Raw genomic sequence first — 14703 nt, forward strand, 5'->3', positions numbered from 1 at the left:
TACCGGCCGCCCCACATGGCCTCTCCCCATTACCTCTGCGCCCCCCTTCGGTGGCAGCTCTCGATCACCTCTCCCTACAGTGGGTCAATGCGCACTGGTGAGCCCCTGCCCGCCGTGGGGGCCGTCCTGGCCTCTCTCGCGACCGGTCTGTGGCACTGGGACAACGCCGCGGGGCAGGTCACGGTCGACGCCGAGGCCGCCCGGCTCCTCGGGTTGCCCCCCGAGCCGGCGACGCTCACGGTGGCCACGGCACGCGCCCGTCTGCACCCGGTCGACTGGAACGAGATCGTCTCCGTCGTCCAGCTCGCCGTCATGGAGGAGACCCTCGCCGAGGTCCGGGTGCGGATCATGGACGAGCACGGCCGGGTCGTGCGCACCGTGCGCAGCCGCTCCAAGCCGTCCTTCAACCACGAGATGAAGGCGTACGAGCTGATCGGCACCATCCAGGAGGTCACCGAGCCCCCGCCGGGCGTCGCGGCGCGCAGCCCCGTCACGGGCGACTGGCGCCGCTCGCGGGAGGCGTTCCTGCTGGACGCGGGGCGCGCGCTGGCCGAGGCACGGTCCACGGAGGAGGTGCTGCGGGTCGCGGCGGGCCTGTCGATGCCGGGGTTCTCCCCGGACGGGCTGGCGGTCTTCGGCGCCGCCGCCGACCGGCTGACGATCATCGGCCACCACGGGCACCAGCCGGGGGACGAGGGACCGTTCTCCCACATGTCCCTGGACACGGACTATCCGGCCGCGGAGGTCGTCCGCACGGGCCGGGCCGTCTATCTCTCCTCCCCCGAGGACTACAAGGCGCGCTACCCGGCGTCCTGGCCGCTGGCCCAGCACTTCGGGCGGGAGTCCTGGGCGTTCCTGCCGCTGACCGTCGCCGGGCGCACGATGGGCGCGTGGATGGCGGCCTTCACGTATCCCGTCAGCTTCACGCCCGACGAGCGCTCGGTCCTCACCACCGTGGCGCGGATGCTGGCGCAGGCCCTCTCGCGCGCCGGTGCCGCCGAGTCGGAGCGGGAGCTGACCGACGGGCTCCAGCGCTCGATGATGCCGACGCTCGGCCCGGAGATCCCCGGCATGACCGTCGCCGCCCGCTATGTGCCCACCGGCGGCGGGCTCCAGGTCGGCGGCGACTGGTACGACATGATCCCGCTGCCCGGCGGCACTTCCCCGGCGAACTCCGGGGGCGGCCGCTTCGCGCTGGTCATCGGCGACGTCCAGGGCCACGACGTACGGGCCGCCGGGCTGATGGGCCAGCTGCGGATCGCCCTGCGCGCCTATGCCTCCGAGGGCCACCGCCCCGACGCCGTCCTCTCACGCGCCTCCCGCTTCCTGTACGGGGTCACGGACTCGGTGACGTACGGGGAGAGCGGTCCCGAGGCGGGCGACGTGCGCTTCGCGACCTGCCTGTACGTCGAGGTCGACCCGGCGTCCGGCACGCTCGACATCGCCCGCGCCGGGCATCCCGACCCGGCGATACGGATGGCGGACGGGACCGTGCTGATGCGGCCGACCGCGGGCGGGCTGCCGCTGGGCATCGACCCGGACGCCGACTATCCGACGACCCGGCTCGTCCTGGAGCCCGGCGAGACCATGCTGATCTGCACCGACGGGCTCATCGAGACCGGCGGCCACGACCTCGACACCGGCTGGCGGCGCATCCGCCGCACCCTGGAGTCCCACAACGGCGACATGGAAGCCCTCGCCGACGCGCTCGTCCAGGCCGTGCACGGGCCCTCCTCGCACCACACCACCGGCCCGCTGGTGGACCGCCGCGAGGACGACATAGCGCTGTTGCTGCTGTGCCGGGTGAGCGAGGGATGCGGCTGCGACGCCGAGGCGACCACGATTCCTTCCGTACGGCGCACGATGCTGACCATCGCGCAGGCCGAGCCCGAGCGGATCGCCGGGGCCCGGCAGCAGCTGCGTGAACTGCTCCACGACTGGATGTCCGAGGACCAGGTCGACTCGGCGGTCCTCCTCGTCTCCGAGATGCTCACGAACGTCCTCGTGCACACGGACGCCGACGCGCTGCTCGTCGCCGAGGTGACCGGCCGGCCGGGCGCCGAGGGCACCCCGGGGGAGCGGCGCATGCGCGTCGAGGTCACCGACGCCAGCGACGACCTCCCGCACCGCCGCCACCCCGGCGAACTCGCCTCCTCCGGGCGGGGCCTGGTGCTCACGGAACTCCTCGCGGACGCGTGGGGCGTGGACCCGCGGGGCGAGGGCAAGAGCATCTGGTTCGAGCTCTACGAGTCGTCCGCCAAGGAGCCGGAAGCGCCGGGAGAAGTGGACGGGCCGGGGGTGCCGTAGAGGGTCCGCAGCTCGGAGATCACCCCGAAGGCGGCCGCCGTCAGCGGCACGGCCAGCAGCATGCCGAGCACCCCCGCCACCGACGCCCCCGCCGTGATCGCCAGCATCACCACCGCCGGGTGCATCTGCACGGTCCGGCTCTGGATCATCGGCAGAAGCACATGGCCCTCGAGGACCTGCACGGCAAGCACCACCCCCAGCACCCACAGCGCGATGACGGCCCCCCGGTCCGCAAGCGCGACGAGCACGGCCACGGCCCCGGAGACGAAGGCCCCGAGATAGGGGATGTAGGCCCCCACGAAGACGAGCGCGCCGAGCCCGACGGCGCCCGGCACGTCGAGAATCAGCAGCCCGACGGTGATGCAGGTGGCGTCGATGAGCGCGATGAGGGTCGTCCCCCGCATGAAGCCCTCGACGGCCTCGAACGCCCGGCGCGCCATGGCCTCGACGATGTCGGCGGTACCGCGCGGCGCGAGCGAGCGCAGCGCGTCCATCGCCCGGTCGGAGTCCCGCAGGAAGAAGAAGACGAGCAGCAGCGCGAGCACGGCCATGGCGAGGGCCTCGCCGACGACGCTGACCCCGCTGATGACGTTGGAGGCGGCGGTCCCCCCGAACCTGGTCAGCAGATCCTTGGAGTTGGACGCCAGGTCGTCCAGCGAGGTCCCGGCCGCACCGAAGTGCTCGGCGACCGACTGCGCGGCGTCCTTGAGCGACGACACGATCTGGTCGCCGGTGTCGATGAGCGCGGCGACGACGATGTACACGGCCCCGCCGACCACCGCCACGACGGCCACACAGGTGAGCCCCGCCGCAAGAGACCGATTGACCCGGGCCTTCACCAGCCGCCGGTACAACGGCCCGAGCAACGCCGTCCCGAGCAACGCCAGCAGCACCGGCGTGACAGCCGTACGGAATTCCCCGCACAGCACGATCCCGACCCACGCCACGGCGGCAACAAGAAGCACGACGACACACCAGGCGACCAACCGCCGCACGCCTTCGGGGAGGAGATGCACACTCCCACCCGAACACGCGACGGGCGGGCCGTCCTCTCAGGACGGCCCGCCCGGGTGACGCAGTGTCAGGAGATGCGTCCTTACAGCCCGCCCTCGGTCATCCCGTGCACCGCCGGAATCGTGCCCAGGCGGCCCTTCTGGAAGTCATCGAAGGCCGTCTGGAGTTCGGCCTGCGTGTTCATCACGAACGGGCCGTAGTGGGCCATCGGCTCGCGGATCGGCTGACCACCGAGGAGCACGACTTCAAGGTCGGGCTCGTTGCCGTCCTGCTGCTCGTCCGCGCGGACCGTGAGGGAGGAACCCGCGCCGAAGACGGCGGTCTGGCCCTTGTGGACCGGGCGGCGGTCCGTGCCGACGGTGCCGCGGCCGGCGAGGACGTAGACCAGGCCGTTGAAGTCCTCGCGCCACGGCAGCGTGAGCTCGGCGCCCGGCCGCACCGTCGCGTGGACCATGGTGATCGGCGTGTGCGTGATGCCCGGGCCCTCGTGGCCGTCGAGCTCACCGGCGATGACGCGCAGCAGCGCGCCGCCGTCCGGCGTGCTGAGCAGCTGGACCTGGCCACCGCGGATGTCCTGGTAGCGCGGGGGCATCATCTTGTCCTTGGCCGGCAGGTTCACCCACAGCTGCAGGCCGTGGAAGAGGCCGCCGGACATGACCAGCGCCTCCGGCGGGGCCTCGATATGCAGCAGGCCGGCGCCCGCGGTCATCCACTGGGTGTCGCCGTTGGTGATGGTGCCGCCACCGCCGTTGGAGTCCTGGTGGTCGAAGATCCCGTCGATGATGTACGTGACGGTCTCGAAGCCGCGGTGGGGGTGCCAGGGGGTGCCCTTCGGCTCGCCCGGCGCGTACTCCACCTCGCCCATCTGGTCCATCATGATGAACGGGTCGAGGTACTTGTAGTTGATCCCGGCGAACGCGCGGCGCACCGGGAAGCCCTCACCCTCGAAGCCGCTGGGCGCGGTCGTCACGGCAAGCACGGGACGGGCCACGGCGTCGGCCGACGCCACCACACGGGGCAGGGTCAGCGGGTTCTCGACGGTCACTGCAGGCATGTCGGTACCTCCTTGTGCTTCGAGTTTAGTTGATTGTTGAACTTTCTGCCACCCACAACGCCGGACGCCCGGAGGGCATTCCCTCCGGGCGTCCGGCAAGCAGTGGGTTACGTCAGCCGTACATGCGCCGCATCGCGAAGTCGACCATCTGCTCGACCGCCTTCGCATCGAAGACCATGCGGTGCTCGCCCTCCATGTCGAGGACGAAGCCGTACCCCGTCGGGAGCAGGTCGATCACCTCGGCGCCGGTGATCACGAAGTACTTGGACTCCTTGCCGGCGTACCGGCGGAGCTCCTTGAGCGAGGTGAACATGGGGATGACCGGCTGCTGGGTGTTGTGCAGGGCCAGGAAGCCGGGATTGTCGCCGCGCGGGCAGTAGACCTTCGAGCTCGCGAAGATCTGCTGGAAGTCCTCTGCGGACATGGACCCCGTGGTGAAGGCACGGACCGCGTCCGCGAGGGACGGCGGGGACGGCTCGGGGTAGAGCGGCGGCTGCTGGCCGTACGCGCCGGGCATCTGCTGCTGCGGCGGGGCGTACTGCTGCTGCGCGCCCGCGTTCTGCTCGTAGCCGTACATGGGCGACAGCGTACCGAGCGCGCCAGGGGCCGGGGGCACCGTCTCGCCACCGGGTGCGGCCGGGACGCAAGAAGAACTGCGGTCGGGACGCAAGAAGGACTAAGGCGCGGTACCGGAAGGTAGACCCTGCTCACACTTGGGCGGTTTGGGGTTGCGTCTTATTACCGACGGGTAGCATCATCTTAGCTACTAGTTGGTACGTAAACCAGATGCGCGCCAGGTGTCGCACCAGGTCACGCACGAGGCATCGCACCAGGTCCGACCCATCACCACCTCCCCGATCCTTACGGAGCCGTCGCCATGGGGCATTACAAGTCGAATCTCCGCGACATCGAGTTCAACCTCTTCGAGGTGCTCGGGCGCGACAAGCTGTACGGCACCGGCCCGTTCGCGGAGATGGACGTCGAGACCGCCAAGAGCATCCTCGAGGAGATCACCCGCCTCTCGGAGAACGAGCTGGCCGAGTCCTTCGCCGACGCCGACCGCAACCCGCCGGTCTTCGACCCGGAGACGAACACCGCTCCGGTCCCGGCGTCCTTCAAGAAGAGCTACAAGGCCTTCATGGACTCCGAGTACTGGCGCCTGGGCCTGCCCGAGGAGATCGGCGGCACCACCTCGCCCCGCTCCCTGATCTGGGCGTACGGCGAGCTGCTCCTCGGCTCGAACCCGGCCGTGTGGATGTACTCCTCCGGCCCGGGCTTCGCCGGAATCCTCTACAACGAGGGCAACGACGTCCAGAAGCACATAGCGAAGATCTCCGTGGAGCGGACCTGGGGCTCGACCATGGTGCTGACCGAGCCCGACGCGGGTTCGGACGTCGGCGCGGGCCGCACCAAGGCGATCCAGCAGGAGGACGGCTCCTGGCACATCGAGGGCGTGAAGCGGTTCATCACGTCCGGTGAGCACGACATGGAGGAGAACATCCTCCACTACGTCCTCGCCCGCCCCGAGGGCCACGGCCCCGGCACCAAGGGCCTGTCCCTCTTCCTCGTACCGAAGTACCTCTTCGACTTCGAGACCGGCGAGCTGGGCGAGCGCAACGGCGTCTACGCCACCAACGTCGAGCACAAGATGGGCCTGAAGGCTTCCAACACCTGCGAGATGACCTTCGGCGACCAGCACCCCGCCAAGGGCTGGCTGATCGGCGACAAGCACGACGGCATCCGCCAGATGTTCCGCATCATCGAGCTCGCCCGCATGATGGTCGGCACCAAGGCGATCTCCACGCTGTCGACGGGCTACCTGAACGCGCTGGAGTACGCCAAGGAGCGCGTCCAGGGCCCCGACCTCGCGCAGTTCATGGACAAGGCCGCGCCCAAGGTCACCATCACGCACCACCCGGACGTGCGCCGCTCGCTGATGACGCAGAAGGCCTACGCGGAGGGCATGCGCTCGCTCGTGCTGTACACCGCGTCGGTGCAGGACGACATCCAGGTCAAGGAGGCCGCGGGCGAGGACACCGCCACCCTGGAGGCCCTCAACGACCTGCTCCTGCCGATCGTGAAGGGCTATGGCTCCGAGAAGGGCTACGAGCAGCTCGCCCAGTCGCTGCAGACCTTCGGCGGCTCCGGCTTCCTTCAGGAGTACCCGATCGAGCAGTACATCCGCGACGCCAAGATCGACACCCTGTACGAGGGCACGACCGCCATCCAGGGGCAGGACTACTTCTTCCGGAAGATCGTCCGCAACCAGGGCGCGGCCCTCAACTCCGTCGCCGAGGACATCAAGAAGTTCCTCGCGGTCGGCCCGGGCGGCGAGGAGCTGGCGACGGCCCGCGAGCAGCTCTCCAAGGCGGCCGTCGAGCTGGAGGCCATCGTCGGCATCATGCTGACCGACCTCGCGGCGACCGAGCAGGACGTCAAGAACATCTACAAGGTGGGCCTCAACACGACCCGCCTGCTGATGGCCTCCGGTGACACGATCGTCGGCTACCTGCTGCTGCGCGGCGCGGCCGTCGCCGCCGAGAAGCTGGAGACCGCCTCCCCGAAGGACAAGGCGTTCTACACCGGCAAGATCGCGGCCGCGAAGTTCTTCGCCGCCAACGTCCTGCCCGGCGTCACCGGCGCGCGCAAGCTCGCCGAGGGCGTGGACCTGGACCTGATGGAGATGGACGAGGCCGCGTTCTAGGACCCTCCTAGGACCCTCCGCGGAGGGCTTCCCGACCCGGCGAACGCCGGACCGGACACCGGACCCGACCCCGGCCGGACGCAGGATCTGACCCCTCCGTCCGCGTCCGTCCACGTCCGTCCCGTCAGGTGTCCGCCCTTCACATCCTCCTTACGAGGGCCCGCTCCCCATCCCGGGGAGCGGGCCTTCGCGCGTCGTTAAGGTGAACCCCATGCGCACACCCCCCCGCTTCGACCGCGGCCACACCGACGACCTCATGTCCTTCCTGGCGGCGAGTCCTTCGCCGTACCACGCCGTGGCGAACGTCGCCGAGCGACTGGAGAAGGCCGGATTCCGCCAGGTGGCCGAGACGGATGCCTGGGACGGGAGCAAGGGCGGGAAGTACGTGCTGCGCGGGGGCGCCGTCGTCGCCTGGTACGTGCCGGAGAGCGCCGAACCGCACACGCCGTTCCGGATCGTCGGCGGGCACACCGACTCCCCCAACCTGCGCGTCAAGCCGCAGCCGGACAGCGGGGCGCACGGCTGGCGGCAGATCGCGGTCGAGATCTACGGCGGGCCGCTGCTCAATTCCTGGCTGGACCGCGACCTGGGCCTGGCGGGGCGTCTGACGCTGCGGGACGGCTCGACGCGGCTGGTGAACATCGACCGCGCCCTGCTGCGCGTCCCCCAGCTCGCCGTCCACCTCGACCGGTCCGTCACCACCGACGGGCTCAAGCTCGACAAGCAGCGCCACCTGCAGCCCATCTGGGGCCTCGGCGACCCGCGCGAGGGTGACCTGATCGCCTTCCTGGAGGAGGAGTGCGGGCTGGCCGCCGGCGAGGTCACCGGCTGGGACCTGATGACCCACTCCATCGAGCCGCCCGCCTACCTCGGCCGTGACAACGAACTGATGGCGGGCCCGCGCATGGACAACCTGCTGTCCGTGCACGCCTGTACGGCCGCCCTCGCCGCCGTGTCGGCCGTGGGCGAGCTGCCGTACATCCCCGTCCTGGTCGCCTTCGACCACGAGGAGAACGGCTCGCAGAGCGACACCGGCGCCGACGGGCCGCTCCTCGGCGGTGTGCTGGAGCGCTCGGTGTTCGCCCGCGGCGGCTCGTTCGAGGACCGGGCGCGCGCGTTCGCCGGCACCGTCTGCCTCTCCTCCGACACCGGCCACGCCGTGCACCCCAACTACGCGGAGCGGCACGACCCGACGCACCACCCGCGCGCGGGCGGCGGCCCGATCCTCAAGGTCAACGTCAACAACCGCTACGCGACGGACGGTTCGGGCCGCGCGGTCTTCGCCGCCGCCTGCGAGAAGGCCGGCGTGCCGTTCCAGTCGTTCGTCTCCAACAACTCCATGCCCTGCGGCACCACCATCGGCCCCATCACCGCGGCCCGGCACGGCATCAAGACCGTCGACATCGGCGTGGCCATCCTCTCGATGCACAGCGCCCGCGAACTCTGCGGCGCCGACGACCCGTTCCTGCTGGCCAACGCGCTCGTGGCGTTTCTGGAGGGATAGCCACCGCATGCCTGCGGCGGTGCCGGGTACCCGGGTTGCTCCTGGAACCACTCGGCATCCGTTGGAGGGAGGCAGCACCCATGGGCCTGGGAGGGTGCATCATTCTGATCGCCGTGGGGGCGATCCTCACGTTCGCGACCGACTGGGACATGCAGGGGGTCAACCTCGACCTGGTCGGCGTCATCTTCATGATCGTCGGGCTGATCGGTGTGGCGACGTTCGGCAGTATCGCCAGGCGCAGGCGGGTGGTCGTACCGCCCACCGCGCCGGTGATCGAGGAGGAACGGCACCACTACCGCGACGGCTACAACGACGGCTACGGGATGTGACGAGAGGCGGACGGCACGGGCGCCGGGACCGGCAGCCCCGGTCCCGGCGGCGCCCCCGTCCATCCGGCCACGGCCCACCAATCCCGACCCGCGACGGTTGCAACCGCCACGTATCCTGAGCCGTTCACCGCGCGGGATGCGAAGCACAGAGGGGGAGCGCTGTCGTGGAGTTCCGGCTGCTCGGAACGGTCGCCGTGGCCACCGGAGGCGGCGAGCTGCCGCTCGGCCCGACCAAGCGGCGCAGCCTGCTCGCCGCCCTGCTGCTGCGCCCCAACACCGCCGTCCCGCTCGGCCAGTTGATTGACGCCATCTGGCCGGAGGAGCCGCCCGCACGCGCCCGGACCGTCGCACAGGGCCACATCTCACGGCTGCGGGCACTGCTCGCACAGGGCGGCGCCGAGCACTACGGCGTGCACCTCGTCACGCGCGGCCACGCGTACGTCCTGGAAATGCCCGAGTCGCTCCTCGACGCCCACCGCTTCGAGGAACTCGTCCGGCTCGCCCGCGACCAGCGCGACGCCTCGGACGCCGCCGGAATGCTGCGCGAGGCGCTGTCCCTGTGGCGCGGGCCCGCCCTCGTCGGGATCGCCACCAGCGGCCCGCTGCGGGTGGCCGCACACGGCCTGGAAGAGGCGCGGCTGTCCGCCGTGGAGCAACTCGCCCTGCGCTACGACGAGTCCGGCGACCACGCCAAGGCCGCGGCGGTGCTGCACGCCGAGTCGGTGGCGCATCCGATGCGGGAGTCCCTGGCCGCCGCGCTGATGCGGGCGCTCTACCGGGCGGGCCGCCAGTCCGACGCCCTCGACCACTACCACCGCACCCGCACGCTCCTCGCCGACGAACTCGGCGTGGACCCGGGACGGGCGCTGCGCGAGGCGTACACGGAGATCCTGGCGGGGGAGGGAGACGACGCTGCGGCGGGTGATGCCCCTGTGGCGGAGGCCTCTGACGCGGCTGCTGTGGCGCCCGAGCCGCAGAATGCGCTCGGTGAACCTGACATATCGCCCCCAACCCCTCTCCACAGGACGGTCACCCCCGACCTCCTCCCCCGCCCGCCCCGCGGTTTCACCGGTCGCGCCGCCGAACTCGACGCACTCACCCGCGCCGCCGGGCACCCCGAGGCCGTCGTCGTCATCACCGGGCCCGCGGGAGTCGGCAAGACCTCCCTCGCCCTGCACTGGGCGCACCAGCACGCCGGCCGCTACGACGGTGTCCTCTTCGCCGACCTGCGGGGCTTCAGCGGCGACCACGCCGTGCCCGAGACGGGCGACGTCATGCGGGAGTTCCTCATCGCGCTCGGTGTCGCCCCACGCGAACTGCCCGAGACGCCCGGCGCCCTCGCCGCCCGCTACCGGGCGCTCACCGAGCAGCGCCGCCTCCTCGTCGTCCTCGACAACGCCCCCGCCACCGCCCGGGTCCGCCCGCTGCTGCCCGCCGGGCCCGGCTGCGCCGCCCTGGTCACCTCCCGGCTGCGCCTCGACGGGCTCGCCGTCAGCGATCTGGCCCGCACCATCGACCTCGACGTCCTCGACCCCTCCGCGTCCGCCGCCCTGCTCGCCGCCGCGACCGGCGCCGACACCGCGGCCCGGCTCGCCGCCGAACCCTGCGCCGCCGCGCGGCTGGCCGACCTCTGCGCCGGACTGCCGCTCGCGCTGCGCGTCACGGCGGCCCGGCTCGCCGCCCGGCCCTCGCTGCCGATCGCCGACCTGGCCGCCGAACTCGCCGACGAGCAGCGCCGGTTGGCGCTCCTGGAGGTCGACGACACGGGTGTCGCCGCCGCTCTCCGGCTCACCCTGTGCACCCTGCCCGGCCACGCGACCGACCTGTTCAGCGCTCTCGGCGCGCTGCCCGGCACCGAGGTCGACCGCCATGCGGCCGCCGCGATCGCCGCCACCACGCCTGCCGCCGCGGCCGAGTCCCTGGCCCGCCTCGCCGACGCCCATCTGCTGAACGAGCCCGCCCCGGGCCGCTACACGATGCACGATCTCGTACGGCTCTACGCGCGCCGCCTGGCCGAGGAGGCCGACCGGAACGGCGCGGACCCCGACCTGCTGCCCCGCCTCCTCGACCACTACCTACGCACCGCCCTCGCCGCGGCCGCCGCCGCGGAGCCCGACGACCGCCCCTGCTGTGCACTCCCCGAGGACGCCCGGGAGGACCACGGCACTCCCCGGTTCACCGGCCGCGCCGAGGCGTTCGCCTGGTACGAGGCCCAGCGCGAGAACCTCGCCGCCGCGACCGGCGCCGCGCGGGCCGCCGGGCTCGACGAGCGGGCCTGGCGGCTCGTGGTGCTGCAGTGGCCGTACATCTGCGGCTACGTACGCGACGAATGGGCGCCGCTGCTCGAGCAGGGCCTGGCCGCCGCCGTCGCCGTCGGCGACCCGGACGCCGAGTCGAAGGTGCGGGCCCTGTACGGCTGGGTGCTCACCGAGGAGGGCCGGCTGCCGGAGGCGCTCACCCACCTGGAGCTGGCGCCCGGCCTCGCCGCCCGCGCCGGCGACCCGTGCAGCGAGGCCACCGCCCTGGTCAACCTCGCCATCGCGCTCGACCGCAGCGGTGTGGGCGACGCCTCCCTCGGCCATGTCGAGCGCGCCCTCGACCTGGCCCGCGCCGAGGCCGACATCCTCACCGAACTCCTCGCGCTGGAGCACCAGGCCCGCCAGCTCCTGGCCCGCGACGACCACAAGGCCCTCCTCGCCTGCACCGAGCGGGGACTGTCACTGGACGGCGTCGGCAGCGAGGGCCTCGCGGTGCTGCGCCAGGTCACGCTCCGCATCGCCCGCGGCACCGCACTGGCCGCGCTCGGCGAGCCGGAGGAGGCCCGCGCCGCCTTCCTCCAAGCCCGCGACGAGGCCGCCGAACGGGGCTTCGACAAGGCCGTACGCGACGCGAATGCCCAGCTCAGGGGGTACGGCAACGGAACGGCGACGGGGCGATAGCGCGAGGGCGACGAAACGGCGACCCCGCTCGGCAAGGTTGTCTCCGGGCCGCAGCAATGCGGACTTCAGACCGCACAAGCCATTCCACGGGCATCCCGCCGCACAGCGGGAGCAGCCCGTTGCCACGGGGGAAACACCATCATGCGTACCGCACTCCGCAAGAACACCGTCCTCGCCCTCGCCGCCGTCGCGGCCCTCTCGCTCTCGCTGACGGCCTGCGGCGGAGACGACTCCGCGTCGGGCGCGACACACACGAAGAGCTCGAAGGGCACCAAGTCGGCCGACTCGTCGTCGACCGCCGGGTCCACCGGTTCTTCCGGCACCTCCGGTTCCACGTCGGTCGACGCGAGCGGGTCCACGACCGCCGACAAGTCGTCCTCCTCCGGCGCCACCGGCGGCAGCGGGTCGGCGAACGCCGGTACCACGACCGCCGGGACGGCCATGTGCAAGGCCAACGACCTCGACTTCGTCTTCGAGGAGCTGCAGCAGGGCACCGAGTCGGCGCACCTTCTGATCACGGCCACCAACACGGGCCCCAAGTGCGTCGTCAAGGGCATCCCGATCGTCACGCCCGGCGAGATGAACGGCGACGTGCCGCACTCCGGCGACGACAACGCCGCCCAGCGGATCGTCCTGGCCTCCGGCAACAAGGTCTACTCGGCGATCGTCCTCGACCCCACGAAGCAGGGCGGCGACTCCTGGGACCTCGTGCGCCTGTCGATGGACACCGGCAGCACCGACTCGGCCCCCCAGAACCTGGTGACGCAGAAGCTGAAGTCGAGCGTCACCTCGGGCCCCGACCTGGCCGTGACCAACTGGAACACGGCCAAGCCGTACAACTTCTGAGTCGTACGGAGCCGTCCACAAGCCGCATGGACGGCTGAGCCATCCCCCGACTCAGCCGTCCATGCCTGCCAGCACCAGCGGAAGCCGGTCCGCACCGCCCTCGGTGAGGCGGACCGGAACACCCCAGTCCTGCTGGTGCACATGGCACGCCGGGTATGCGTTGGCACCCGCGGCGGAGCCGCTATTGGATGCAGTGTCGTCGCAGGACGCGGCCATCGCGGAGACGTGCAGGACGCCCTCCGCCACCGCCGGGTTCAGCTCCAGGGTGCGGGAGAGATCGGTCCCCGCGCCCTCGCCGCCGAGCAGCAGCTCGGGCGGGGTGGAGGAGACCAGCAGCCGGGTCGAGGGCCCGTACCGGATGTCGAGCTTCTGCCCTGCCGGGGCCTGGAAGACCACGTCCAACCGGAGAGCGCCGGCGGCCACTTCGGTCGCCGCGCGCTGGGTGCGATGGGCGACCGACTCCACCCGTACGGCCTCCTCGGGCAGCCGCAGCCGGGTCAGCCGGTGCCGGGCGGACTCGACGACCACGATGTCGTCCCCGACGAGGACGGCGTCGCTCGGCTCCCGCAGGTCCGTGGCCAGCGTGGTGACTTCGCCGGTCGCGGGGTCGTAGCGGCGCAGCGCGTGGTTGTACGTGTCGCTGATCGCGACCGAGCCGTCGGGCAGCGCGGTGACACCCAACGGGTGCTGGAGCAGGGCCTGTTCGGCGGCACCGTCCCGGTGCCCGAAGTCGAAGAGGCCGGTGCCTACGGCGGTGTGCACGGCGCCTTCGAGGTCCACCCAGCGCAGGGCCGACGTCTCGGAGTCGGCGAACCAGAGCCGGTCGGCGGTGGCGGCGAGCCCGGAGGGCTGTGCGAACCAGGCCTCGTCGCCCGGCCCGTCCACGAGCCCCTCGTTGGTCGTACCGGCCGTGACGGCGACGGTCCCGTCGGCCGGGTCGTACGCCCACAGCTGGTGCACCCCGGCCATGGCGATCCACACCCGGCCGCCGAACTCGGCCACGTCCCACGGCGAGGACAGGTCGACCTCGCGCGCGGGCCCGGACGTCGGCGAGCCCTGCCACCACTGCCGCCCGGTCCCGGCGAGCGTCGTCACGTCACCGCTCGCGAGGTCGAGGCGGCGCAGCGCGTGGTTCACGGTGTCGGCGACGACGACCGCGGTCCCGTCCTCGACGAGCGCCAGCCCCTGCGGCTCGCTGAACCCGGCCGCCTCGGCCGTACCGTCCGCGAATGCGCGCACCCCGGAGCCGATCCGCCGCACGACGCTCTCGCCGTCCGCCGCCAGCTCGACCAGCTGATGCCGGGTCGTGTCGCTGACCAGGAAGTTCCCGTTCGGCAGGGCGAGCGCCTTGCCCGGGAAGCGGAGCACCGTGGGCTCGGGCTCCGGCGCCACGTACGGCCCGTCCCCGCGCCGTAGCGTGCCCTTCGCCGCGTGCTCGGTCTCCAGTCCTTGCACCAGCTTCTCGATGGCGTGCACATGCCCCTCGCCGCCGTGCATCGCGACGATGTACCCCTCGGGGTCGATCACCACGAGCGTCGGCCAGGCCCGCACCGCGTACTGCTTCCAGGTGGCGAGCTCGGGGTCGTCGAGGACGGGGTGCTCGACGCCGTACCGCTCCACGGCGTCCACGACCGCCCGGTGGTCGGCCTCATGGACGAACTTCGGCGAGTGCACCCCGATGATCACCACCGTGTCCCGGTGCTTCTCCTCCAGCTCCCGCAGCTCGTCCAGGACATGCAGACAGTTGATGCAGCAAAACGTCCAGAAATCCAGGATGACGATACGTCCTCGCAGGTCGGCGAGGGTGTACTGAGCGTCTCCCGTGTTCAGCCAGCCGCCCTTGCCGATCAGCTCGGGGGCGCGGACACGGGCTCGGCGGGGTGCGGGTGCCGGGGCGGAGTCGTTCATGAAAACAAGGGTGCCACCCGCCACCGACAGTCAGAGCCTGTGTCACATCCCCGGCCGGATCAGCGCACGTCGTCTGGTGCGTGCGATCGCAAGGCGCC

At 71.7% G+C, this 14703-nt stretch carries 10 protein-coding genes; 6 read left to right on the plus strand and 4 right to left on the minus strand.

All coding sequences use genetic code 11. The features are described 5' to 3' along the window. Positions 1-87: 87 nt before the first annotated feature. Positions 88-2307 (plus strand): SpoIIE family protein phosphatase, encoded by a 2220-nt coding sequence (locus AB5J56_RS22275; RefSeq protein ID WP_369234526.1) that lies wholly within the window; start codon positions 88-90, stop codon positions 2305-2307. Here the strand turns inward: AB5J56_RS22275 and AB5J56_RS22280 are convergent. The 3 genes from AB5J56_RS22280 to AB5J56_RS22290 form a co-directional block, all read right to left on the minus strand. Beyond that, a complete protein-coding gene (locus AB5J56_RS22280; protein WP_369234527.1) occupies positions 2244-3323 on the minus strand; it encodes an AI-2E family transporter in 1080 nt (359 codons plus the stop codon). The genes AB5J56_RS22275 and AB5J56_RS22280 overlap by 64 nt on opposite strands. 80 nt (positions 3324-3403) lie before the next feature. Further along, positions 3404-4375 (minus strand): pirin family protein, encoded by a 972-nt coding sequence (locus AB5J56_RS22285; RefSeq protein ID WP_369234528.1) that lies wholly within the window; start codon positions 4373-4375, stop codon positions 3404-3406. 112 nt (positions 4376-4487) lie between these two features. After that, entirely contained in the window at positions 4488-4952 is a 465-nt protein-coding gene (locus AB5J56_RS22290) for an SseB family protein (protein ID WP_369234529.1), read from the minus strand. A 300-nt stretch (positions 4953-5252) separates the two neighbouring features. Here AB5J56_RS22290 and AB5J56_RS22295 point away from each other — a divergent pair, with 300 nt between their 5' ends. The 5 genes from AB5J56_RS22295 to AB5J56_RS22315 all read left to right on the plus strand — a co-directional run bounded on the left by AB5J56_RS22295 (position 5253) and on the right by AB5J56_RS22315 (position 12697). Next, on the plus strand, positions 5253-7079 hold the full coding sequence (locus tag AB5J56_RS22295) for an acyl-CoA dehydrogenase (protein ID WP_369234530.1): 1827 nt from the start codon (positions 5253-5255) through the stop codon (positions 7077-7079). A 211-nt stretch (positions 7080-7290) separates the two neighbouring features. Then, positions 7291-8583: a M18 family aminopeptidase gene (locus AB5J56_RS22300; RefSeq protein ID WP_369234531.1), complete on the plus strand. Its 1293-nt coding sequence runs from the start codon at positions 7291-7293 to the stop codon at positions 8581-8583. A gap of 80 nt (positions 8584-8663) precedes the next feature. After that, positions 8664-8912, plus strand: a complete 249-nt coding sequence (locus tag AB5J56_RS22305; RefSeq protein WP_369234532.1) for a hypothetical protein — start codon at positions 8664-8666, stop codon at positions 8910-8912. 164 nt (positions 8913-9076) lie between these two features. After that, positions 9077-11851: a BTAD domain-containing putative transcriptional regulator gene (locus tag AB5J56_RS22310; protein ID WP_369234533.1), complete on the plus strand. Its 2775-nt coding sequence runs from the start codon at positions 9077-9079 to the stop codon at positions 11849-11851. A 141-nt stretch (positions 11852-11992) separates the two neighbouring features. Further along, the gene (locus AB5J56_RS22315) at positions 11993-12697 is read left to right on the plus strand and encodes a DUF4232 domain-containing protein (protein ID WP_369234534.1); all 705 of its coding nucleotides are present in this window, start codon (positions 11993-11995) and stop codon (positions 12695-12697) included. Positions 12698-12748: 51 nt separating this feature from the next. On the opposite strand, the gene AB5J56_RS22320 is transcribed toward AB5J56_RS22315, so the two are convergent. Further along, complete coding sequence (locus tag AB5J56_RS22320; protein ID WP_369234535.1) at positions 12749-14605, minus strand: NHL domain-containing thioredoxin family protein; 1857 nt, start codon at positions 14603-14605, stop codon at positions 12749-12751. Positions 14606-14703: the final 98 nt, after the last annotated feature.

The organism is Streptomyces sp. R21 (assembly GCF_041051975.1).
In the GTDB taxonomy this organism is placed as follows: domain Bacteria; phylum Actinomycetota; class Actinomycetes; order Streptomycetales; family Streptomycetaceae; genus Streptomyces.

Coding starts and splice junctions, on each gene's coding strand:
- AB5J56_RS22275 (WP_369234526.1), top strand. CDS start 88: ATGCGCACTGGTGAGCCCCTGCCCGCCGTGGGGGCCGTCCTGGCCTCT.
- AB5J56_RS22285 (WP_369234528.1), bottom strand. CDS start 4,375: ATGCCTGCAGTGACCGTCGAGAACCCGCTGACCCTGCCCCGTGTGGTG.
- AB5J56_RS22290 (WP_369234529.1), bottom strand. CDS start 4,952: ATGTACGGCTACGAGCAGAACGCGGGCGCGCAGCAGCAGTACGCCCCG.
- AB5J56_RS22295 (WP_369234530.1), top strand. CDS start 5,253: ATGGGGCATTACAAGTCGAATCTCCGCGACATCGAGTTCAACCTCTTC.
- AB5J56_RS22300 (WP_369234531.1), top strand. CDS start 7,291: ATGCGCACACCCCCCCGCTTCGACCGCGGCCACACCGACGACCTCATG.
- AB5J56_RS22305 (WP_369234532.1), top strand. CDS start 8,664: ATGGGCCTGGGAGGGTGCATCATTCTGATCGCCGTGGGGGCGATCCTC.
- AB5J56_RS22315 (WP_369234534.1), top strand. CDS start 11,993: ATGCGTACCGCACTCCGCAAGAACACCGTCCTCGCCCTCGCCGCCGTC.
- AB5J56_RS22320 (WP_369234535.1), bottom strand. CDS start 14,605: ATGAACGACTCCGCCCCGGCACCCGCACCCCGCCGAGCCCGTGTCCGC.